This window comes from Luteipulveratus halotolerans (assembly GCF_001247745.1).
Lineage (GTDB): Bacteria > Actinomycetota > Actinomycetes > Actinomycetales > Dermatophilaceae > Luteipulveratus > Luteipulveratus halotolerans.
Genome location: NZ_LAIR01000002.1, coordinates 2,120,576 through 2,140,124, shown reverse-complemented (window position 1 = coordinate 2,140,124; position 19,549 = coordinate 2,120,576). Strand labels below are relative to the sequence as shown.

19 protein-coding genes are annotated in these 19,549 nt (G+C 71.2%); 14 read left to right on the top strand and 5 right to left on the bottom strand.

What is annotated here, in order from left to right; genetic code table 11:
* Both VV01_RS10820 and VV01_RS10815 read right to left on the bottom strand, forming a co-directional pair.
* Entirely contained in the window at positions 1-1,188 is a 1,188-nt protein-coding gene (locus VV01_RS10820; protein WP_050669890.1) for a CapA family protein, read from the bottom strand.
* Between the two features lie 9 nt (positions 1,189-1,197).
* Complete coding sequence (locus tag VV01_RS10815; RefSeq protein WP_050671870.1) at positions 1,198-3,189, bottom strand: thioredoxin domain-containing protein; 1,992 nt, start codon at positions 3,187-3,189, stop codon at positions 1,198-1,200.
* Positions 3,190-3,296: 107 nt separating this feature from the next.
* Here VV01_RS10815 and VV01_RS10810 point away from each other — a divergent pair, with 107 nt between their 5' ends.
* Positions 3,297-3,950 (top strand): DJ-1/PfpI family protein, encoded by a 654-nt coding sequence (locus VV01_RS10810; RefSeq protein WP_050669889.1) that lies wholly within the window; start codon positions 3,297-3,299, stop codon positions 3,948-3,950.
* 6 nt (positions 3,951-3,956) lie between these two features.
* Here VV01_RS10810 and VV01_RS10805 read toward each other — a convergent pair whose 3' ends face one another.
* The gene (locus VV01_RS10805; RefSeq protein WP_050669888.1) at positions 3,957-4,679 is read right to left on the bottom strand and encodes a transporter substrate-binding domain-containing protein; all 723 of its coding nucleotides are present in this window, start codon (positions 4,677-4,679) and stop codon (positions 3,957-3,959) included.
* A gap of 24 nt (positions 4,680-4,703) precedes the next feature.
* Here VV01_RS10805 and VV01_RS10800 point away from each other — a divergent pair, with 24 nt between their 5' ends.
* From VV01_RS10800 to VV01_RS10790, 3 genes are read left to right on the top strand one after another with little or no spacing between them, the layout of a single operon-like run.
* On the top strand, positions 4,704-5,171 hold the full coding sequence (locus VV01_RS10800) for an HIT family protein (protein WP_050669887.1): 468 nt from the start codon (positions 4,704-4,706) through the stop codon (positions 5,169-5,171).
* 39 nt (positions 5,172-5,210) lie between these two features.
* Positions 5,211-5,636: a hypothetical protein gene (locus VV01_RS10795; RefSeq protein ID WP_157508803.1), complete on the top strand. Its 426-nt coding sequence runs from the start codon at positions 5,211-5,213 to the stop codon at positions 5,634-5,636.
* A gap of 38 nt (positions 5,637-5,674) precedes the next feature.
* Positions 5,675-5,947 carry an acylphosphatase gene (locus VV01_RS10790; RefSeq protein WP_050669885.1) on the top strand — a complete coding sequence of 91 codons (273 nt, stop codon included), beginning with the start codon at positions 5,675-5,677 and terminating at the stop codon, positions 5,945-5,947.
* A 6-nt stretch (positions 5,948-5,953) separates the two neighbouring features.
* Here the strand turns inward: VV01_RS10790 and VV01_RS10785 are convergent, their stop codons facing one another.
* Positions 5,954-6,889, bottom strand: a complete 936-nt coding sequence (locus VV01_RS10785; protein WP_231635210.1) for an aminoglycoside phosphotransferase family protein — start codon at positions 6,887-6,889, stop codon at positions 5,954-5,956.
* Positions 6,886-7,803 (bottom strand): DUF4439 domain-containing protein, encoded by a 918-nt coding sequence (locus VV01_RS10780; protein ID WP_050669884.1) that lies wholly within the window; start codon positions 7,801-7,803, stop codon positions 6,886-6,888. The genes VV01_RS10785 and VV01_RS10780 overlap by 4 nt, the downstream gene beginning before the upstream one ends.
* A 130-nt stretch (positions 7,804-7,933) precedes the next feature.
* On the opposite strand from VV01_RS10780, the gene VV01_RS10775 reads away from it, so the two are divergent.
* From VV01_RS10775 to VV01_RS10730, 10 genes are all read left to right on the top strand, one after another.
* Positions 7,934-9,607, top strand: coding sequence for a nitrite/sulfite reductase (locus VV01_RS10775; RefSeq protein ID WP_050671868.1), 1,674 nt, complete (start codon positions 7,934-7,936; stop codon positions 9,605-9,607).
* Entirely contained in the window at positions 9,604-10,296 is a 693-nt protein-coding gene (locus VV01_RS10770; RefSeq protein WP_050669883.1) for a phosphoadenylyl-sulfate reductase, read from the top strand. Before VV01_RS10775 ends, VV01_RS10770 begins: the two co-directional genes overlap by 4 nt.
* Entirely contained in the window at positions 10,293-10,868 is a 576-nt protein-coding gene (cysC, locus tag VV01_RS10765) for an adenylyl-sulfate kinase (RefSeq protein WP_050669882.1), read from the top strand. The genes VV01_RS10770 and cysC overlap by 4 nt, the downstream gene beginning before the upstream one ends.
* The gene (gene cysD / locus VV01_RS10760; protein WP_050669881.1) at positions 10,865-11,791 is read left to right on the top strand and encodes a sulfate adenylyltransferase subunit CysD; all 927 of its coding nucleotides are present in this window, start codon (positions 10,865-10,867) and stop codon (positions 11,789-11,791) included. Before cysC ends, cysD begins: the two co-directional genes overlap by 4 nt.
* Position 11,792: 1 nt before the next feature.
* On the top strand, positions 11,793-13,115 hold the full coding sequence (locus VV01_RS10755) for a sulfate adenylyltransferase subunit 1 (protein ID WP_050669880.1): 1,323 nt from the start codon (positions 11,793-11,795) through the stop codon (positions 13,113-13,115).
* A gap of 109 nt (positions 13,116-13,224) precedes the next feature.
* Complete coding sequence (gene rimP, locus VV01_RS10750; protein ID WP_050669879.1) at positions 13,225-13,779, top strand: ribosome maturation factor RimP; 555 nt, start codon at positions 13,225-13,227, stop codon at positions 13,777-13,779.
* A complete protein-coding gene (gene nusA, locus VV01_RS10745) occupies positions 13,779-14,816 on the top strand; it encodes a transcription termination factor NusA (protein ID WP_050669878.1) in 1,038 nt (345 codons plus the stop codon). Before rimP ends, nusA begins: the two co-directional genes overlap by 1 nt.
* Entirely contained in the window at positions 14,791-15,135 is a 345-nt protein-coding gene (locus tag VV01_RS22310; protein WP_331456434.1) for a YlxR family protein, read from the top strand. Before nusA ends, VV01_RS22310 begins: the two co-directional genes overlap by 26 nt.
* Before the next feature lie 175 nt (positions 15,136-15,310).
* The gene (gene infB / locus VV01_RS10735; protein WP_050669876.1) at positions 15,311-18,241 is read left to right on the top strand and encodes a translation initiation factor IF-2; all 2,931 of its coding nucleotides are present in this window, start codon (positions 15,311-15,313) and stop codon (positions 18,239-18,241) included.
* A gap of 120 nt (positions 18,242-18,361) precedes the next feature.
* Positions 18,362-19,444 carry an aminotransferase class V-fold PLP-dependent enzyme gene (locus VV01_RS10730; protein ID WP_050669875.1) on the top strand — a complete coding sequence of 361 codons (1,083 nt, stop codon included), beginning with the start codon at positions 18,362-18,364 and terminating at the stop codon, positions 19,442-19,444.
* Positions 19,445-19,549: the final 105 nt, after the last annotated feature.

The window sequence follows — 19,549 nt, the reverse complement described above, 5'->3', positions numbered from 1 at the left end:
TCAGCCGCCGTCGCTCGGCGTGGCCTTGCAGGTGCCGAGCTTGCCCAGCGTGGTCTCGGTGCGCTTGAACGACTTGGGGTTGGTGGACTGGCTCGACAGGCGGATCACGTGCTTGCCGGGGATGTCGACCATCGTCGGCTGGTACGACGCCTTCTGCGTCCACTTGCCGTCGGCGCCCTGGGTGAACGTCAGGCGCGCGATCACGCCGTCGGCGTTCTTGTCGCTGAGCGTGCCGGCCTGGCCGGTGCCCTGGTTGGACAGGAAGTTGCCGAGACCGTAGAAGACGGTCTTGCCGTTGATCGTCGCGCACGGCTGGATCAGGTGGGCGTGTGCGCCGAAGATGCCGTCGACGTAGGGCGACTGCAGCAGCTGGCGGGCGATCGACTGCTGGTCCTTGGTCGGAGCCGGTTCGTACTCCGTGCCCCAGTGCATGCTGACGACGACGATGTCGGCGCCGTCGTCCTTGGCCTTCTTGGCGTCGGCGAGGATGCCCTGCGCCCCGATGGCCGGCCACAGGTAGCGCTTGAGGTAGGGCGCACCCGGCGGCAGGTGGGTGTTGGGGCCGGACTGGTTGAGGATGGTGTAGGTGTAGCTGAGGTTGGCGACCTTGGCGCCGCTCTTGGTCTCGTAGATCGCGGGCATGCCCGGGTCGGACGCCGACGTCGTCGGGCCGGCGACCTTGAGCCCGGCGGCGGTGAGCTGCTGACGGGTGGTGTCGATGCCTTGGGCACCACGGTCCCAGGTGTGGTTGGACGCCGTCTCGCAGCCGTCGAAGCCGGCGCCCTTGAGGTCGCGGGCGATCTCGCGCGGCACGTTGTAGACCAGCGAACCGGGCTTGCTCAGGTCGTCGTTGGTGGAGGAGATCGGCGTCTCCTGGTGGCAGATCGACACGTCGGCCGCGCTGAGCACGGGCCGGACGTCGTCGAACATCGGCGCGAAGTCGTACTGGCCCTTGCCGGAGCGCTGGGCGTTGGCGGCGGCGTTCTTGGCGAGCGGGACGTGCACGAGGATGTCGCCCGAACCCGTGACGGTGACGGTCTTCGGGGCCGGGTCGCTGGTCGTGCCGGCCGCGCTCGGAGCAGGCTTACCGGTCTGCGCGCCACCGTCGTCGTCACCGCCTCCGAGCGACGAGCAGGCCACCAACGACAGGCTGACGGCGACCGCCAGCAGAGCTCCCCCACAACGCATACGCGCACCCTAGACGGTGGCACGGCGCCGAAGGGCGGTCTCCACCTCGGTCACGTCGGTGCGCGGCAGGTCGCAGACGAATCCGTGACAGACGTACGCGGTCGGTGCGTCGCCGAGCAACGGTCTGCCCTCGAGCAGCGGTACGCCGGGCCGGTCGGGCTCGCCGACCACCCGCACCAGGCCGGGCGACGGGCTGAGCCAGGCGGCTCGGACGAGCGCCGTAGCGCGCTCGGCGTCGTCGGTGGCGACGGCAACCTGCAACGGGCCGGAGGCGAGCGCCTCGGCGGCCGCGAGCGTCCATCCGGCGAACCGCGGGTCGCGGGTGGCGACGGACGCGCCCGCGCGGACCGCCTGCTCGGCCGCCGTACGCCAACGGGCATCGCCGGTGAGCGCGGCGGCCGTGAGGAGCGCGTGGGCAAGGGCGCTCTGGCCCGACGGCTCGGCGTTGTCGGCCGGGTCGCGGGGTCGACGCAGCAGCGGCTGGGCGTCGGCGGCGGTGTCGTGGAATCCGCCGTCGTCGGCCGCGAACTGCTCGAGCGCCGTGTCGAGGAGCGCAGTCGCGGCCTCGATCCAGCGGACGTCGCCGTCGGCCTGGTGGAGCACGAGCAGCCCCTCGGCGAGGTTGCCGTAGTCGTCGGCCACGCCGGCGCTCACGCCGATGCGGCCGGCGAGCGAGGTACGCCGCAGGCGTCCGTCGACGAGGTGGTGGTCGAGCACGTACGCCGCGCAGCGCTGCGCGGCGGCGACGAGATCGGGTCGCTCGAGGAGCATGCCGACCTCGACCAGGCCGGAGATCGCCAGACCGTTCCAGGAGGTGACCACCTTGTCGTCGCGGGCCGGCTGGGGGCGCGTGTCGCGCGCCTCGAGCAGGTGGCGGCGCGCGTCGGACCACCAGTCCCGGTCGTCCGGGTCGGCGTGCAGCTGAAGCGTCGAGGTGCCGTGCTCGAACGTGCCGTCAGCGGTCACGGTGAGCAGGCGTGCCGCGCGTACGCCGTCCTCCTCGCCCAGCACGTCGACCAGCTGGTCGGGCGTCCATGCATACGTGAGGCCCTCGACGCCGTCGGTGTCGGCGTCGAGGGCGGAGGCCAGGGCACCCTCGTCGATGCCGAGCCGGCGTACGACGAAATCCGCTGTCTCGCAGGCGATTCGGGCTGACAGGGGATCGCCGCTCGCGCGCCAGTGATGGGAGTAGAGGCGCATCAGCTGGGCGTTGTCGTAGAGCATCTTCTCGAAGTGCGGCACGACCCAGGCGGCGTCCACGCTGTAGCGCGCGAAGCCTCCGTCGAGCTGGTCGTACATCCCGCCGCGGGCCATCGCCTCGCACGTCTCGGTGGCCATACGCAGCGACCTCTCATCGCCTGTACGAGCGTGGTGACGCAGCAGGAACTCGAGCGTCATCGTGGGCGGGAACTTGGGCGCTTTGCCGAATCCGCCGTGCTGCCAGTCGAATCCGCGTGCGAGCGCATCCGACGCGTCCTGCAGCCGGGTGTCCGTGAGGTCGCCGGGTGTGGTCGGCAGGGCGATGTCGCGCAGTCGCTCGGAGATGTGTGAGCCGCTCGCGACCACCTCGTCCCGGCGTGTCCGCCAGGCCTCGGTCGCGGCCGATATCAGCTGCAACAGCTGGGGTTTCGGGAGGTAGGTGCCTGCGAAGAACGGATCGCCCGACGGCGTGAGCAGGCACGTCATCGGCCAACCACCCTGACCTGTCATCGCCACGGTCGCCTGCATGTAGACCGCGTCGATGTCGGGGCGCTCTTCGCGGTCGACCTTGACGCACACGAAGGCCTCGTTGAGCGCGGTGGCGACCTCGTGGTCCTCGAACGACTCGTGGGCCATCACATGGCACCAGTGGCAGGCGGCGTAGCCGACCGACAGCAGGACGGGGACGTCACGCTCACGGGCCTCGGCGAAGGCGGCCTCGTCCCACTCGCGCCAGTGCACGGGGTTGTCGGCGTGCTGGCGCAGGTAGGGGCTGAGGGAGACGGCGAGCCGGTTGGTCATGGTCACCAGGCTAGGTGGCGTCCGTTCTGCTGGGGTGCCTGTCGTTGCGCCACGCGACGTCGGCCGTCGATCGTGGGAGGACCACACCGCCAGGACGGAGCGTTCCCATGACCGACGTCGTCATCCCGCTGTACGACGGGTTCACCGCGCTCGACGTCGTCGGGCCGTACCAGGTGCTCGCGTTCACGCCCGGCGTCAGGGTGCGATTCGTGGGCGAGCAGGTCGGGCCGGTGGTCGACGACGTCAGGTCGCTGACGCTGCACACCTCGGCCAGGCTGAGTGACGTGACCGACCCGGACGCGGTCGTCGTGCCCGGTGGTCCGGGTACGGAGCAGGCACTGAACGGCCCGATCCCGTTGTGGCTCAAGGATGTTCACGAGCAGACGACCTGGACGACGTCCGTCTGCTCAGGCGCGCTGCTGCTCGCAGCGGCCGGTCTCCTCGACGGACAGGACGCCACCTCGCACTACAGCGTGCTCGACGTGCTCCCGATGTTCGGCGCCCGACCGACGCAGCGACGTGTGGTCGAGCTGCCGGACCAGCACGTCATCACGGCGGCCGGGGTGTCCAGCGGCATCGACATGGCGCTGCGCCTCAGCGAGCTGCTCACCGACCGCACCAGTGCGCAGGCCGTCCAGCTGTGGGTGGAGTACGACCCGCAGCCGCCGTTCGACAGCGGGTCGCCCGCCAAGGCGAGTGCGGACGTGCGAGAGCGGGCCGCGGCGTACCAGCAGGAGGCGCGCACCCGGCGTACGGGCTGAGCGTGATCAGGCCGGGGGAGCGACCTGCGTGTCGGCCTGGCCGGCCCGGTCGAGCGACTCGCGGACGAAGCCACTCGCCTTGAGCTCCTCGACGGTCTCGGCGATGAAGGCCACCGTCTCGGGCGAGCGGTCCTTGGTGGTCGCGACCGCCTGCTGGATCTGCATGAACGCCTCGGCGATCAGTCGCACGCCCTCGTGCGACTCGACGTACGCCGTCACGGGCTGGCGGATGCCGGCGCCGGCCTCCAGACCCTGCTCGGCGAACACGTCAGTGCCCTCGGCGCCGCGCACCGGCTCGGCGTGCTCGAGCGTGCGGGTGAGGTAGAGGTCGTACGCCGAGCCCTCCTTGACGCCGATGCGTACGCCGGCGCGGTCGACGTCGGCGACCGTGCGCAGCTCGGAGTCGGTCGGCACGACGTAGACGCCCTCGATCACGACGTACGCCGCGGTGAACGCCACCTGCTCGGCGCGCTTTGGCTCGATCGCCATGAAGCCCAGGTCGGCCGCGCCGGACGTCAGCGCCTCGAACGACTTGCGTGCGGCGTCGAAGCAGTTGAGCTCGACCGGCACCCCGAGCCGGCGGCCCACCTCGCGTGCGAGGTCGACGGTGATCCCGCTCGGCTGCTCGGGCGTGCCCTGCGCGAGCACCGGGTTGCCGAGGTTGATCGACGCGCGGAGCGTGCCGGTCGGAGCGAGGTCACGGACGATGGCTTCGGGTGCATCGGTCATGCGCGCCACCCTAGGGTCAGCGGCGTGTGGAACCACGAGCCGTCCGAGTACGACTGCCCGTTCTGCCGGCTGCTGCGCGGTGAGCACGGCGCGAACAACGCCGAGAGCGACATCGTCGCCCGTGGCGAGCGGGCGTTCGCGCGCGTCGCGCCGAAGTGGTGGCCAGCCAATCCCGGTGCCGTGCTGGTGATCCCGGTCAAGCACGTCGAGAACCTGTACGACATCGAGCCCGCCGACGGGCACGCCGTCTGGGACCTCACTCGCCGGGTCGCGACCGCGATGCGTTCGGCGTACGGCTGCGACGGCACCTCGACCCGGCAGCACAACGAACCGGCCGGCAACCAGGACGTCTGGCACCTGCACGTCCATGTCTTCCCGCGCTGGACCGACGACCGGCTGTACCAGCGGCACGACGAGGCGGGCTGGTACGACGTCGGCGAGCGCGGGGCGTACGCCGACCGGTTGCGCGTCGCGCTCGATGCCTGTGGATGACGAGCGACGCGTCCGACCGTGAGCAGCCATGCTCGCGGCATGACGAAACCTTTGCGCGACACCGTAATCCGCACGCACGACGACCTGCTCACCACCTGGCGTGAGCTGATGGGGGAGGAGGGGTTCGCGTACAGGAGCCTGTGGTTGATCTTCCTCGACGAGCACGGCAGGCCGGCGCCGGTGATCGTGCCGGTCGACGGTGTGCCGCCCGAGCCCGACGACGAGGAGCTCGCCGGGATCGTCGGCTTCGTCGACCGGCTCCGCCGCGAGCTCGACGTCTGGTCCGTGCCGATGCTGCTGGCGCGACCCGGCACGTCCGCGATGACGGACGCGGACCGTCGCTGGGCCGTCGCGCTCACCCGCGCGTTCGCCGACCTGCAGCCGCAGTGGCCTCTGCACCTGGCGACCGAGGGTCGGGTCCAGGTGTTCTCGCCTGACGAGCTGCTCGCGGTCGAGGCCGCCTGACGTGGCGCTGCCGTGAGTCGTTGCGGCACGATGCGACCGTGACGACAGTTGCGGTGGACGTCCGGGTGACCGGCGTCGTACAGGGCGTGTTCTTCCGTGCGCGCTGCCGCGAGCGTGCCGTCGAGCTCCGGGTGAAGGGCTGGGCTCGCAACCACGCCGACGGCTCGGTGCGCGGTCACTTCGAGGGCGAGCCCGACGCCGTACGCGCACTGGTCGCGTGGTGCCACGAGGGCTCCCCGCGGGCGGTGGTCGACGCTGTCGAGGTGAGCGTGGGTGAGGTCGGCGGAGCCGCCGAGTTCGTCACCGGCTGAGCGGCGTCAGTCCTGCATCGCCTTGCAGATCGCGATCTGCGCTGACATCCAGTCGGCGTCGGGGTCTGGCTCCGAGGCCTCGTCGAGTGCGTTGATCGCGCACCGCACGAACGTCCAGTCCCGTGCCAGGGCGACGTCGAGATCGCCTGCAGCACAAGCGATCTCGAGCCGCCGACGCAGGTGGTTGCGGGTCGATGACGCTGACATGGCCTCGTCGGCGCGGTTCCACATCAGCGGCGCGACCGCGTACTCCGGGACGCCGGCCACGGGCTTCGGGTCGATCGCGAGCCACGGCTCGCGGCCACCGGCCAGGACGTTGGCGTCGTGCAGGTCGGCGTGCACGAGCCGGTCGTCGACGCCGTCCACCACGGCGAGCTGTCGCAGGAGAGCCACGGCCCGGTCGGCGATCCGACGAGGCAGCGCGTGCGGGTGATCGGCGAGCTTCGTGGACCACCGCGAGCACTCGTCCGACAACCGCACGAGCTGGGGGAGCGCGGGTCGGTCCAGGCGGCGCAGCAACGAGCCGATCACACGGCAGGACTCGTCGACGCCCACCGCCGAGAGGTCACGCGAGGCGTCGAGGGGCTCGAGCAGGAGCGCCCACCTCGACGGGTCGGCCGCGACCAGGCGGACGGCGCCCTCGCCGTCCCAGGCGCGCAGGGCGAGGTGCTCGTACGCCGCCTCGGGATGCGGCCAGGTCACCTTGAGCACCACGGGTGCGTCGTCGTGGAGGCACGGCACGACCACCGCGCACACGCCGTGCATCACCGGCCCGGTGGGCGTGAGGCCCCACTCCTCAGCGCACTCGTGCACGAGACGCGGCAGATCGCGTAGCCAGTCGCTGCCCTCGACGCCGCCCTCAGGCTGGTGCCCCTCGACGACTGCGGCGAACGACGGCGGCACCCACGGGCCGAACCCGTGCAGGTCGGGCAGTCCGGTCACTGCTGCAGGCCCGGGAACGGCCCGGGAGTGACGCCCCACTGCCAGGCCCGCGCTGTCGAGCGTGACCACAACGCGACCAGGCCGGTGAGCTCACCGGGCCGGCCGCGTGCGACGGACACCTGCCCGGCGGCAGCGGTCACGACGTCCGAGAGCAGCCGGGTGACCAGTTGTGCGCGGGCGGCCGGGGTGTCGGTGCGACCCGGCAGACGGTAGGTCAGGGGAGGGGCGGGTGCGGTGGTGCCTGCGGCCGCCTCGAGCCGCGAACGTTCGGCGGTCACGTCACGCAGCAGCGCGCGTACGGGCTTGCGCTGCTTCTCGGGCGTGAGCGCGCTGATGGTCTCCAGGCCATAGACGGCGGGCCGGACGGCGGCGAGCAGGGCCGAGGAGACCGCAGGGGCGAGGGGCTTCTCGCCGGGCCAGGTTGGTGTGCTTCCGGCGAGCAGGGCCCCGGCGCCGCGGGTGGCCATGATCGAGGCGAGCATCGGCAGGTGGGCGGCCGAGGCCTGTGCGAGGCCGGCCGGACCGGCGCCGGCTCCGAACCGCAGCTCTGCCGCAGCGAGGTCGCCGCTCGCGGTGGGGGCTGCGCTGCCGGCATTGGCGGGCATCACGGGCGGTGTGAGGCCGAGGCCGGCGATGACGTCGGTGAGGCGCGAGAGCTGCGCCTTGTGCACCGGCGCCAGGCGCGCCCCCACTCCGCCGGAGGTCAGTGCGGTCTGCTCCAGGCCACGCACGTCGACGAAGGTCGCGAGCAGGACCTTCTGGTCCGGCGTGGGTTCCTGGGTGCGCAGACCCGGGATGCCGGGTGCGTCGCTCTCGAGCCGCACGCTGCACGCGCCGAGGGTCATGGCGGCGCCGACCCCGAGAGCGGCGGAGAGCAGTGCGCGGCGGGCTACGAGTGGGTTCGCGTCGTGCACCCGGCGATCATGTCACGCACCTCACGGGTCCGACGCCTGAGACACCGGCCTCCATCATTTGACGTTATCCGCTCAGAAATGGACAGTTATCCGGCTAGGACCTGACCGAGAGGGAGCATCTGTGACGACCGTGGCACCTCGTAAGACCGCACCCGGACGCTCGCGCGACCGGGTCGAGGGCCAGTGGGCGCTCGGACAGCGTGAGCCCCTCAACCACAACGAGACCTTCAAGCAGGAGGACGACGCCCTCAACGTGCGTCAGCGCATCGAGGAGGTCTACGCCAAGGAGGGCTTCTCCTCGATCCCCGGCGACGACCTGCGCGGTCGGATGCGCTGGTGGGGGCTCTACACCCAGCGCCGTCCCGGGATCGCGGGCGGTCGCACCGCGAGCCTGGAGCCCGAAGAGCTCGAGGACGAGTACTTCATGATGCGCGTGCGTGTCGACGGCGGCGCGCTGACGACTGAGCAGCTGCGCGTGGTCGCCGAGATCTCGCGCGACTTCGGCCGCGGCACCGCAGACATCACGGACCGCCAGAACATCCAGTACCACTGGATCGGCATCGAGTCGGTGCCCGAGATCTGGCGTCGGCTGGAGGCCGTGGGCCTGGAGACGACCGAGGCGTGCGGCGACTGCCCGCGCGTGGTGCTGGGCTCGCCCGTCGCCGGCGTGAGCAAGGACGAGGTCCTCGACGCGACGCCCGCCATCGAGGAGATCAAGCGCTCCTACATCGGCGACCCCTCGCTGTCGAACCTGCCGCGCAAGTTCAAGACCACCATCTCCTGGCTGGCCGACACCGCACCCGAGCTGGACGACGTCTCCTTCGTCGGGGTCGAGCACCCCGAGCACGGCCCGGGCTTCGACCTGCTCGTGGGTGGCGGTCTCTCGACCAACCCGCACCTGGCTGTGCGGCTCGGCACGTTCGTGCCGCTGGAGGAGATCCCCGAGGTCTGGTTCGGCGTCGCGTCGATCTTCCGCGACTACGGCTACCGCCGTCTGCGCAACCGGGCGCGCCTGAAGTTCCTCGTCAAGGACTGGGGCGCCGAGAAGTTCCGCGACGTGCTCGAGAACGAGTACCTCAAGCGGCCGCTGCTCGACGGACCGGCCGCCGTGCCCCCGGAGCGCCCGGTCGATCACGTCGGGGTGTTCGAGCAGCAGGACGGTCGGCGCTTCGTCGGGTTCGCCCCGGTCGCCGGTCGTGTCAGCGGCGACGTCCTCGCCGCCGTGGCCGACGCCGCCGAGGCCGCAGGCTCCGCGCGAGTCCGGCTCACGCCGTACCAGAAGCTCGTCGTCCTCGACGTCGAGCCCGACCGTGTCGACACCCTCATCGAGACGCTCGAGCCGCTCGGCCTGGTCGCGAAGTCCTCGACCTGGCGTCGATCGGTGATGGCCTGCACGGGCCTGGAGTACTGCAAGCTCGCCATCGTCGAGACCAAGAAGCTCGCGCACGACCTCGTCGCCGACCTCGAGACGCGCCTGGCCGACCTCGAGCTCGACCACCCGATCTCGGTGCACATCAACGGCTGCCCCAACTCCTGCGCCCGCATCCAGGTCGCCGACATCGGGCTCAAGGGCCAGATCGTCACCGATGACGACGGCAACCAGGTCGAAGGATTCCAGGTGCACCTCGGCGGCGGCGTGGGCGCCGACGCCGGCTTCGGCCGCAAGCTGCGCGCCCACAAGGTCACGGCCGCCGAGCTCGGCGACTACGTGATCCGCGTGGCCCGCAACTACCAGGACGGTCACACCGAGGGCGAGCGGTTCGCGCAGTGGGCGATGCGCGCCGACGAGGAGGCGCTGCGATGAGCGTGGCCGTCACCGACCTGCGCGACCTCGCCGAGCGGGGTGCCGCCGAGCTGGAGACAGCCTCAGCCGAGGACGTCCTGCGCTGGGCGAACGAGCACCTCGGGCGCATCGCCGTCGCGGCGTCCATGCAGGACACCGTGCTGGTGCACCTCGCCTCGCGCGTCGTCCCCGGCATCGACGTGCTCTTCCTCGACACCGGCTACCACTTCCCCGAGACGCTGCAGACGCGCGATCGGGTGGCGGCGACGTACGACGTCACGCTGCGCAACCTCACCGCCCGGCAGACCGTTGCCGAGCAGGACGAGACCTACGGGGCGCGACTGCACGACCGCGACCCCGACCTGTGCTGCACCCTGCGCAAGACCCACCCGCTCGACGAGGCCATCGACGAGTACGACGGGTGGGCCACCGGTCTGCGTCGCGCCGAGTCGGTCACGCGGGCGAGCACACCGGTGGTGACGTTCGACGAGCGTCGCGAGAAGATCAAGCTCGCACCGCTCGCCACCTGGACCGACGCGCAGGTCGACGCCTACGTCGCCGAGCACGACGTGATCATGAATCCCCTTCTGGCACAGGGGTATCCGTCGATCGGCTGCGCTCCGTGCACGCGCAAGGTGCTGGCCGGTGAGGACGCTCGCGCAGGTCGCTGGTCGGGCAACGACAAGACCGAGTGCGGGATCCACCTGTGAGCGCGCAGGCGCCGACCGGCGCGACCGTCTGGCTGACCGGGCTCTCCGGTGCTGGCAAGACGACCGTGGCTGACGCGCTGGCCGAGCGGCTGCGTGCCGAGGGCCGTGCGGTCGAGGTCCTCGACGGCGACGAGCTGCGGACCAACCTGTCGGCCGGTCTCGGCTTCTCGCGCGAGGACCGCAGCACGCACGTACGCCGTGTCGGCTTCGTCGCCGAGCTGCTAGCGCGGCACGGCGTCGTCGCGCTGGTGCCCGTGATCGCGCCGTACGCCGACGCACGCGCCGACGTCCGCCGGCACCACGACGAGCACGGGACGCCCTACGTCGAGGTCCACGTGGCGACCCCGCTCGCCGAGTGCGCACGCCGTGACGTCAAGGGCCTCTACGCCAAGGCGCAGGCCGGCGAGCTCACCGGCATGACCGGCGTCGACGACCCGTACGAGGAGCCGGAGGCGCCCGACCTGCGGCTCGACACGACCGGCGTACCCCTGAGCGAAGCCGTGGACCAGGTCCACCGGCTGCTGACCGCATCCACGACCGACACCGCACTGACCACCGAGGAGGCGTCGTGACCGCGACGACCGAGGCACCTGACGTCACCGGACTCAGCCCCACGCTGGCTGACCTGGAGGCCGAGGCGATCGAGATCATCCGTGAGGTGGTCGCCGAGTTCGACCGCCCCGCACTGCTGTTCAGCGGTGGCAAGGACTCGGCGGTGCTGCTCCACCTGGCGCGCAAGGCCGTGTGGCCGGCGCCGCTGCCGATCACGCTCCTGCACGTGGACACCGGGCACAACCTGCCGGAGGTCCTGCGCTTCCGTGACGAGGTCGTCGCTGACGGCAACCTGCGGATCGAGGTCGCCCACGTCGAGGAGTGGATCGCCGACGGCCGCCTCAAGGAGCGCCCCGACGGCACCCGCAACCCGCTGCAGACCGTGCCCCTGCTCGACACCATCGAGGCGCAGAAGTTCGACGCGCTGCTGGGTGGCGCTCGTCGCGACGAGGACCGTGCGCGGGCCAAGGAGCGCATCTTCTCGGTGCGTGACGCGTTCGGCGGCTGGGACCCGCGCCGGCAGCGCCCCGAGCTGTGGAACATCTACAACGGTCGGCACGCACCCGGTGAGCACACCCGCGTCTTCCCGATCTCCAACTGGACCGAGCTCGACATCTGGGCCTACATCGAGGCCGAGGACGTCCCGCTTCCCGACATCTACTACGCGCACGAGCGTGACGTGTTCCTGCGCGACGGCATGCTGCTGACGCCCGGACCGTGGGGCGGCCCCCGCGAGGGCGAGACGCTCGAGCGCAAGACCGTGCGCTACCGCACCGTGGGTGACGGCTCATGCACCGGCGCGGTCGAGAGCGACGCCACCGACGTACGCGCCGTGATCGCCGAGATCACGGTCAGCCGACTGACCGAGCGTGGTGCCACGCGAGCCGACGACCGGCTCTCCGAGGCGGCCATGGAAGACCGTAAGCGAGAGGGCTACTTCTGAGATGACCGTGCTCACCGAGAGGCCGGCTCCTGTGCCGGAGGACGACGCCCCCGCCGCGAGCGGCCAGCTGCGGCTGGTGGTCGCAGGTTCTGTCGACGACGGCAAGTCCACGCTGGTCGGGCGGCTGCTGCACGACACCAAGTCGATCCTGGCCGACCAGTACGACCAGCTCGAGCACGTCAGCCGCAGCCGTGGCGCCGACGGCTTCGACCTGGCGCTGCTCACCGACGGTCTGCGGGCGGAGCGCGAGCAGGGCATCACGATCGACGTGGCGTACCGCTACTTCGCGACGCCCCGCCGCTCGTTCGTGCTGGCTGACACGCCCGGTCACGTCCAGTACACCCGCAACACCGTCACCGGTGCCTCGACGGCCGATGCCGCCGTCATCCTCGTCGACGTCCGCAACGGCGTCTCGGTGCAGACGCGTCGCCACGCTGCCGTCATGGCCCTGCTGCGGGTGCCGCACGTGGTCTTCGCGGTCAACAAGATGGACGCCGTCGACTGGGACCAGCAGCGGTTCGCGGAGGTCGAGGCCGACGTACGCCGGGTCGCCCAGCGCGTCGGCATCGAGCACACCGCGGTCCTGCCGGTGTCGGCGCTCACGGGTGAGGGCGTCGCGGCGCCGGCGCCCGAGTGGGTCGAGGGCCCCGGGCTGCTGAGCCTGCTCGAGCAGCTGCCTGCGCGTCGCTCGCTCACCGACGAGGCGCTGCGGTTCGCGGTGCAGCTCGTCGTCCGTCCGCGCACCGAGTCCCACCCCGACTACCGCGGGCTGGCCGGCCGGGTCGGCTCCGGCACGGTCCGCGTCGGTGACGAGGTCATCGCGCAGCCGAGCGGTCAGCGCTCGACCGTCGTCGGCATCGACGGTCCGCGCGGAGAGCAGCCCGAGGCCACGGCGGGCCAGTCGGTCACGCTGCGACTGGCCGACGAGCTCGACGTGGCCCGTGGTGAGGTGCTGTCCGGCGTCGACGACCCGACTCCGGTGTCGCGGTCCTTGCAGGGCGTGCTCTGCTGGCTCAGCGAGGACGCGGCCCAGGCGCGTCAGCGGGTGCTCGTCAAGGCCGGCACCCGGGTCACACGCGGCATGCTCGGTGACCTCGAACAGCTGTGGCACGTCGACGACCAGCAGTGGCAGGACGGAGACGGCCACCTGGAGCTCAACGACATCGGCCGGGTCACCCTCCAGCTCGCCGAGCCGGTCGCCGTCGACGGCTACCTCGAGCACCGCCGCACGGGCGCCTTCCTCGTCATCGACCCCGACACGGGTGTGACGCTCGCCGCAGGAATGGCCGGTGGACACCTGGGAGAGGCGCACACCGCGTCCTGAGGGGCCGCAGCGGCGTCCTCCGTGGTCGGGATCGCTCCCGGATCTCCGTTAGAGTTCCGGGAGCGAGACTGCAGACGCGCTCGCGCACGACTCGAGAACAGGGCTGACCATGGGCACGACGGCACGGGCCGAGGCGATCGGACAGGTCGTGGCCGAGGTCGCTACCCCCCTGGGCCTGGTGGTCGAGGACGTCGCGGTGACCCCGGCCGGCTTGCGTCGGCTCGTGCGGGTCCTGCTCGACACCGACGCCACGTCCCTCGCCACCGGCGACGACACGACCAGCGAGATCCCGTCGCTGAGCCTGGACGCCGTCGCCGAGGCCACCCGCGCGATCAGCGACGCCCTGGACGCCTCCGATGCGATGGGTGAGCAGCCCTACGTCCTGGAGGTCAGCTCCCCGGGGACCGATCGCCCGCTCACACTGCCGCGACACTTCCGCCGCAACGTCGGTCGCCTCGTGACGATCACCCGGCACGAGGGCGAGCCGCAGGCCGGTCGTGTCACCGGCGCCACCGAGGCCGCCGTGACGCTCGAGACCGCCGCAGGACAGACCGTGACCGTCCCGTACGCCGAGTGCGCCAGCGCTCGCGTCGAGGTGGAGTTCAACCGTGGCAGCGCGACCGACGACGCAGCGCGTGACCACGACGACGAGGAGGACAGCTGATGGACATCGACATGGCAGCGCTGCGCGCGCTGGAGCGCGAGCGCGAGATCCCGATGGACGTCATCGTCCCGGCGATCGAGCAGGCACTCCTCACCGCCTACCACCGTGAGGACGGCAGCTTCCGCAACGCGCGCGTCGAGCTCGACCGCAAGTCGGGTCACGTCGTCGTGTGGGCCCGTGAGGACGGCGAGGTCGACGACGACGGCGTGCGGGCCGAGCCCGGTCCGGAGTTCGACGACACCCCGACCGGATTCGGCCGGGTCGCCGCCTCGACCGCACGTCAGGTGATCGTCCAGCGCATGCGTGACCTCGAGGACGAGGCGATCCTGGGTGACTTCCGCGGCCGTGAGGGTGACATCGTCGCCGGTGTCATCCAGCAGTCCAACGACCCGCGCATCGTCAAGGTCGACTTCGGCACGATCGAGGGCATCCTGCCGACCGCCGAGCAGGTGCCGGGTGAGCGCTACAACCATGGGGAGCGCCTGCGCTGCTACGTCGTGAGCGTCAAGCGCGGTCCCAAGGGTCCGCAGATCGGTCTGTCGCGCACGCACCCCAACCTGGTCCGCAAGCTGTTCGCGCTGGAGGTCCCCGAGATCGCCGACGGCACCGTTCAGATCGCGGCGCTCGCCCGCGAGGCCGGTCACCGCACCAAGATCGCGGTGCACTCCAAGGTTCCCGGCCTCAACGCCAAAGGTGCCTGCATCGGCCCGATGGGCAGTCGCGTCCGTGCGGTGATGACCGAGCTGCACGGCGAGAAGATCGACATCGTCGACTACTCCGAGGACCCGGCCGAGTTCGTCGCGGCGGCCCTGTCGCCCTCGCGGGTCCAGTCGGTCGAGGTGACCGATCCCAAGGCCCGCGCGGCCCGGGTGATCGTGCCCGACTTCCAGCTGAGCCTGGCGATCGGCAAGGAGGGGCAGAACGCCCGTCTCGCCGCCAAGCTCACCGGATGGCGCATCGACATCCGGCCCGACACGCAGGCCGACGCGGAGGCCGTTGCGGCACCCGCGGATGAGGCCGGCGAGCATTCGGGCTAGAATGGACGGGACCGGTCACCTGCGTACCGATCGGCAGCCCCCTTCACATGCCGGAAGGCGTACGTGTGTGGGCTGCCGCCGGAGGGACGACCGATCAGCACTGCTGCGAGTGGTTGCCCTCGCGGACGCGGGCCCCGCCGCTGATCTGATCAGCGTGGTTCCCGACCCGCAGGAGCGCCGTCCGGGCCGAGGGGCTTGGTTGCATCCCAGAGCAGACTGCTTCGAGCAGGCTGTTCGCCGCCGAGCTCTCGGACGAGCGCTGCGCCTGCGCGCCGCCCTCGACCTGAGTGCGGTGCAGGAGCATCTCGCAGCACAGTGATGTACGAAGGACACGCCTTGGTGACCGACATCGAGGCAGACCGTAGGAAAGCGGGTTTGACGCTGATGAGCACCCGATGAGTACTCAGCAATGAGCACCCACCGCTGACGGTCTGTGCTGCCCGGCAACTGCCGGAGCACGCCCGGACCGTCACGAAATCCAGTCGAGGAGAAACGTGGCAAAGGTCCGGGTCCATGAGCTCGCCAAAGAGCTCGGGGTCGAGAGCAAGGAACTGCTTGCGTACCTGAAGGAGCAGGGCGAGTTCGTCAAGACGGCGAGCTCCACCATCGAGGCTCCGGTGGTCCGCAAGATCAAGGAGAACCCGCCCGTCGGCAAGGCCGGCAGCGCGGACAAGCCTGCAGCCAAGAAGGCTGCGCCCAAGCCCGGTGCGAAGCCCGCGCCGGCACCCAAGCCCGGTGCGACCGCACCGGCCGCCAAGCCTGGGCCGGCAGTACCGGCCGCCGAGCCGGCCAAGCCCGTCGCGGCAGAGCCGGCCGCTCCGGCACCTGCTGCGCCGGCCAAGCCCGCTGCAGAGCCGGCCCGTCCGGCACCGGCCAAGCCCGCCCCGGCGGCGCCGAGTGCGCCCGCCGCGTCGGCTGCTCCGGCTGCGCCGAAGCCGGGTGCGACCAAGCCGGGACCGCGTCCTGAGCCTGCACGTCCGGCAGCTCCGGCGGAGCCCGCACGGCCCGCGCCGTCCGACCGTGGCGGCAACGCCCCGCGTCCCAAGACCCCGGGTCCGCGCCCCGGTACGCCGGGTCCGCGTCCGGGCAACAACCCGTTCGCATCCAGCCAGGGCATGGGTCGCCGTGAAGGCGGCGGCTCGCCGCGTCCGGGCAACAACCCGTTCGCGTCCAGCCAGGGCATGCCGCGCCCGTCCGGCCGTGGTGGCCAGGGCGGACCGCAGGCCGGCGGCCAGGGCGGCCCCCGTCCGGCTGCACCGCGTCCGTCCGGTCGTCCGCAGGGCGCCGGTCAGGGTGGACCCCGTCCCGGCGGCGGTCCCCGCCCCAACCCGGGCATGATGCCCGACCGTGCGGCGGTGCCGCGTCCGGGTGAGCGCCCGGCGCGTCCCGGCGGCGGTCGTGGTGGCCCCGGTGGTGGCGGCGGCGGCGGTTTCCGCGGCGGCTTCGGTGGCCGTCCCGGCGGCGGCGGTCGTGGTCCCGGAGGCCGCGGTGGCACGCAGGGTGCGTTCGGACGCGGCGGCGGAAAGGTCCGCGGTCGCAAGTCCAAGCGCGCCAAGCGCCAGGAGTTCGAGCAGATGCAGGCGCCGACGATCGGTGGCGTCACCGTTCCGCGCGGCAACGGCTCGACCGTCGTCCGTGTGCGTCGCGGCGCGTCACTGACCGACTTCGCCGACAAGATCGACGCCAACCCCGCCAGCCTGGTGCAGGTGCTCATCCACCTCGGTGAGATGGCCACCGCCACCCAGTCGCTGGACGAGGAGACGTTCCAGCTGCTCGGTGCCGAGCTCGGCTACGTCGTCGAGGTCGTCTCGCCCGAGGACGAGGAGAAGGAGCTGTTCAGCGCCTTCAACATCGACCTCGAGGCCGAGCTCGAGGAGGAGGGCGAGGAGGACCTCGCCGCTCGTCCGCCGGTCGTCACCGTCGTGGGTCACGTCGACCACGGAAAGACGCGACTGCTCGATGCGATCCGCAACGCCGACGTCGCCGAGGGCGAGGCCGGTGGCATCACCCAGCACATCGGTGCCTACCAGGTGCACACCGACCACGAGGGTGTCGACCGTCCGATCACGTTCATCGACACCCCGGGTCACGAGGCGTTCACCGCCATGCGTGCCCGTGGTGCCAAGGTCACCGACATCGCGATCCTCGTGGTGGCGGCTGACGACGGCGTGATGCCGCAGACGATCGAGGCGCTCAACCACATGCAGGCGGCCGACGTGCCGATCGTGGTGGCCGTCAACAAGATCGACGTCGAGGGTGCCAACCCGCAGAAGATCCGTCAGCAGCTGACCGAGTACAACCTCATCGCCGAGGAGTACGGCGGCGACACGATGTTCGTGGACGTGTCGGCCAAGCAGGGCCAGAACATCGACGCTCTGCTCGAGGCCGTGCTGCTGACCGCGGACGCGGCGCTCGACCTGCGCGCCAACCCCGACAAGGACGCGCGTGGTGTCGCGATCGAGGCCAACCTCGACCGTGGTCGTGGTGCGGTCGCCACCGTCCTGGTGCAGTCCGGCACGCTGCGCGTCGGAGACGGCATCGTCGCCGGTGTGGCGCACGGTCGTGTCCGGGCGATGCTCGACGAGCACGGCAACAACGTCCACGAGGCCGGTCCGTCGCGTCCGGTCCAGGTGATGGGTCTCGCGGCAGTGCCGCGGGCCGGCGACACGTTCATCGTGGCTCCGGACGACCGCACCGCCCGCCAGATCGCCGAGAAGCGTGAGGCTGCCGACCGGCAGGCGTCGCTGGCGAAGGCGCGCAAGCGGATCAGCCTGGAGGACCTCAACGACGCTCTGGCGGCGGGCAAGGTCGAGACGCTCAACTTGATCCTCAAGGGCGACGTCTCCGGTTCTGTCGAGGCGCTCGAGGACGCGTTGATGCAGATCGACGTGGGCGACGAGGTCGACCTGCGCATCATCGACCGTGGCGTCGGTGCGATCACGATGAACAACATCAACCTCGCCGTCGCCTCCGACGCGGTGATCATCGGCTTCAACGTCCGCGCTGAGGGCCAGAACGCCGAGTACGCCGACAAGGAAGGCGTGGAGATCCGCTACTACGGCGTGATCTACCAGGCGATCGAGGAGATCGAGTCGGCCCTGAAGGGCATGCTCAAGCCGGAGTACGAAGAGGTCGAGCTCGGCACGGCGGAGATCCGCGAGATCTTCCGCTCGTCCAAGTTCGGCAACATCGCCGGTTCGATCGTGCGCTCGGGTGAGATCAAGCGTGGCTCGAAGGCTCGGATCACCCGCGACGGTGTCGTCGTGGCCGAGAACGTCGAGATCGCCGGTCTGCGCCGCTTCAAGGATGACGTCACCGAGGTCCGTGAGGGCTTCGAGTGCGGTATCAACCTCGGGTCCTACAACGACCTGCAGGACGGCGACCTCATCGCGACGTACGAGATGCGTGAGAAGCCCCGCGACTGACGTAGCGGAGTGCGAGGAAGGCGCGGCGCAATGAACCGCGACTGACCGACCGCAGTACGAAGGCCGTCCCGGTGTACGCCGGGGCGGCCTTCGTCGTACCCGCGACCTAGGCTGGCGCCCGTGACCGACGTCGACACCACCACGTCCATCGACCTGCTGACAGCGGCTCACGGCTCGCCCTCGCCGGAGACGGTCGATGCAGTGGTCGCTCATCTGCGGCTCGAGCAGCGGATCGGGTCCAATGCGGCGCTTGCCGACGTCACGGATGTGCTGGAGCAGGCGTACGCCGACCTGGGTGAGCTGTTCGGTGTCGACGGCGCGGGCGTCGTGATGGTCGACAGCGGCACTCACGGGCTTCGCACCCTGCTCGCCTCCTGGCCGTTCCCGGCGGGGGCGACGGCCGCGGTGACGCCGTCGGAGTTCGGTCCCAACCTCGACGTGTTCACCTTCGCCGGGCTGACACCAGTAGGGCTCCAGGTCGACGAGCACGGCGTCCTCGACCTGGACGCGTTCGCGCGTCGGCTGCGCACGAACCCACCGGACCTGGTGCACCTCACGCACCTGGCCTCCCACCGCGGTCTGGTCCAACCGGTGCACGAGGCCGTGACCATGTGCCGGGCCGCCGGCGTACCTCTGTGGGTCGATGCGGCGCAGTCGTTCGGTCATCTGGACACCGCGTTCGGTGCGGACGCCGTGTGCGCGCCCGCGCGCAAGTGGATGCACGGGCCGCGCGGTGCGGGCGTCGTGGCACTGCACGAGACGGCGTGGTCGCGGCTGCGACCCTTCCGTCCGAGGCATGCGACGGGTGACGGGCCGATCGACGCCCTGCGGTTCGGTGAGACCTCCACCGCGGTGCGGATCGGCTTCGCGCGTGCCGTGCGTGCGCACCTGGAGCACGGTCCCGAGCAGGTCCGCGCCCGTCTGGCTGCGGCCGGAGACGCGTTGCGGGAGGTGGTCAGGGGGATGCCCGGCTGGGACCTCGTCGATCATCCCGCGGCGAGCGGGGCGCTCGTCGGCCTGCGCCCGAACCACGGCCAGGACGTCGAGGCCGAGCACGCCCGACTGGCGTCCGAGTACGGCATCACCACCACGGCCTGCCTGCCGTGGCGGGCTGCGGAGGTCGACGAGCCGTTGCTGCGCCTGGCGCCGTCGGCTCCGCTGACGCCTGCCCAGACGGACTGTCTGAGGTCGGCGTTAGGCTGAGAACAGGTCGGCTCGGGCCGGCCGTAGTCCTTCCATCCACCCACTTCTCGACGTAGTTCTGCACGACGAGGACGGCCGACCTGGCCGCCCCGCACCGACCCGCGG

What these genes read in the sequence shown, in the direction of transcription:
- VV01_RS10815 (WP_050671870.1), bottom strand. Translation starts at nt 3,189, where the DNA reads ATGACCAACCGGCTCGCCGTCTCCCTCAGCCCCTACCTGCGCCAGCAC.
- VV01_RS10755 (WP_050669880.1), top strand. Translation starts at nt 11,793, where the DNA reads ATGACCGTGCTCACCGAGAGGCCGGCTCCTGTGCCGGAGGACGACGCC.
- VV01_RS10820 (WP_050669890.1), bottom strand. Translation starts at nt 1,188, where the DNA reads ATGCGTTGTGGGGGAGCTCTGCTGGCGGTCGCCGTCAGCCTGTCGTTG.
- rimP (WP_050669879.1), top strand. Translation starts at nt 13,225, where the DNA reads ATGGGCACGACGGCACGGGCCGAGGCGATCGGACAGGTCGTGGCCGAG.
- VV01_RS10770 (WP_050669883.1), top strand. Translation starts at nt 9,604, where the DNA reads ATGAGCGTGGCCGTCACCGACCTGCGCGACCTCGCCGAGCGGGGTGCC.
- VV01_RS10810 (WP_050669889.1), top strand. Translation starts at nt 3,297, where the DNA reads ATGACCGACGTCGTCATCCCGCTGTACGACGGGTTCACCGCGCTCGAC.
- VV01_RS10795 (WP_157508803.1), top strand. Translation starts at nt 5,211, where the DNA reads ATGACGAAACCTTTGCGCGACACCGTAATCCGCACGCACGACGACCTG.
- VV01_RS22310 (WP_331456434.1), top strand. Translation starts at nt 14,791, where the DNA reads ATGAGGCCGGCGAGCATTCGGGCTAGAATGGACGGGACCGGTCACCTG.
- VV01_RS10805 (WP_050669888.1), bottom strand. Translation starts at nt 4,679, where the DNA reads ATGACCGATGCACCCGAAGCCATCGTCCGTGACCTCGCTCCGACCGGC.
- nusA (WP_050669878.1), top strand. Translation starts at nt 13,779, where the DNA reads ATGGACATCGACATGGCAGCGCTGCGCGCGCTGGAGCGCGAGCGCGAG.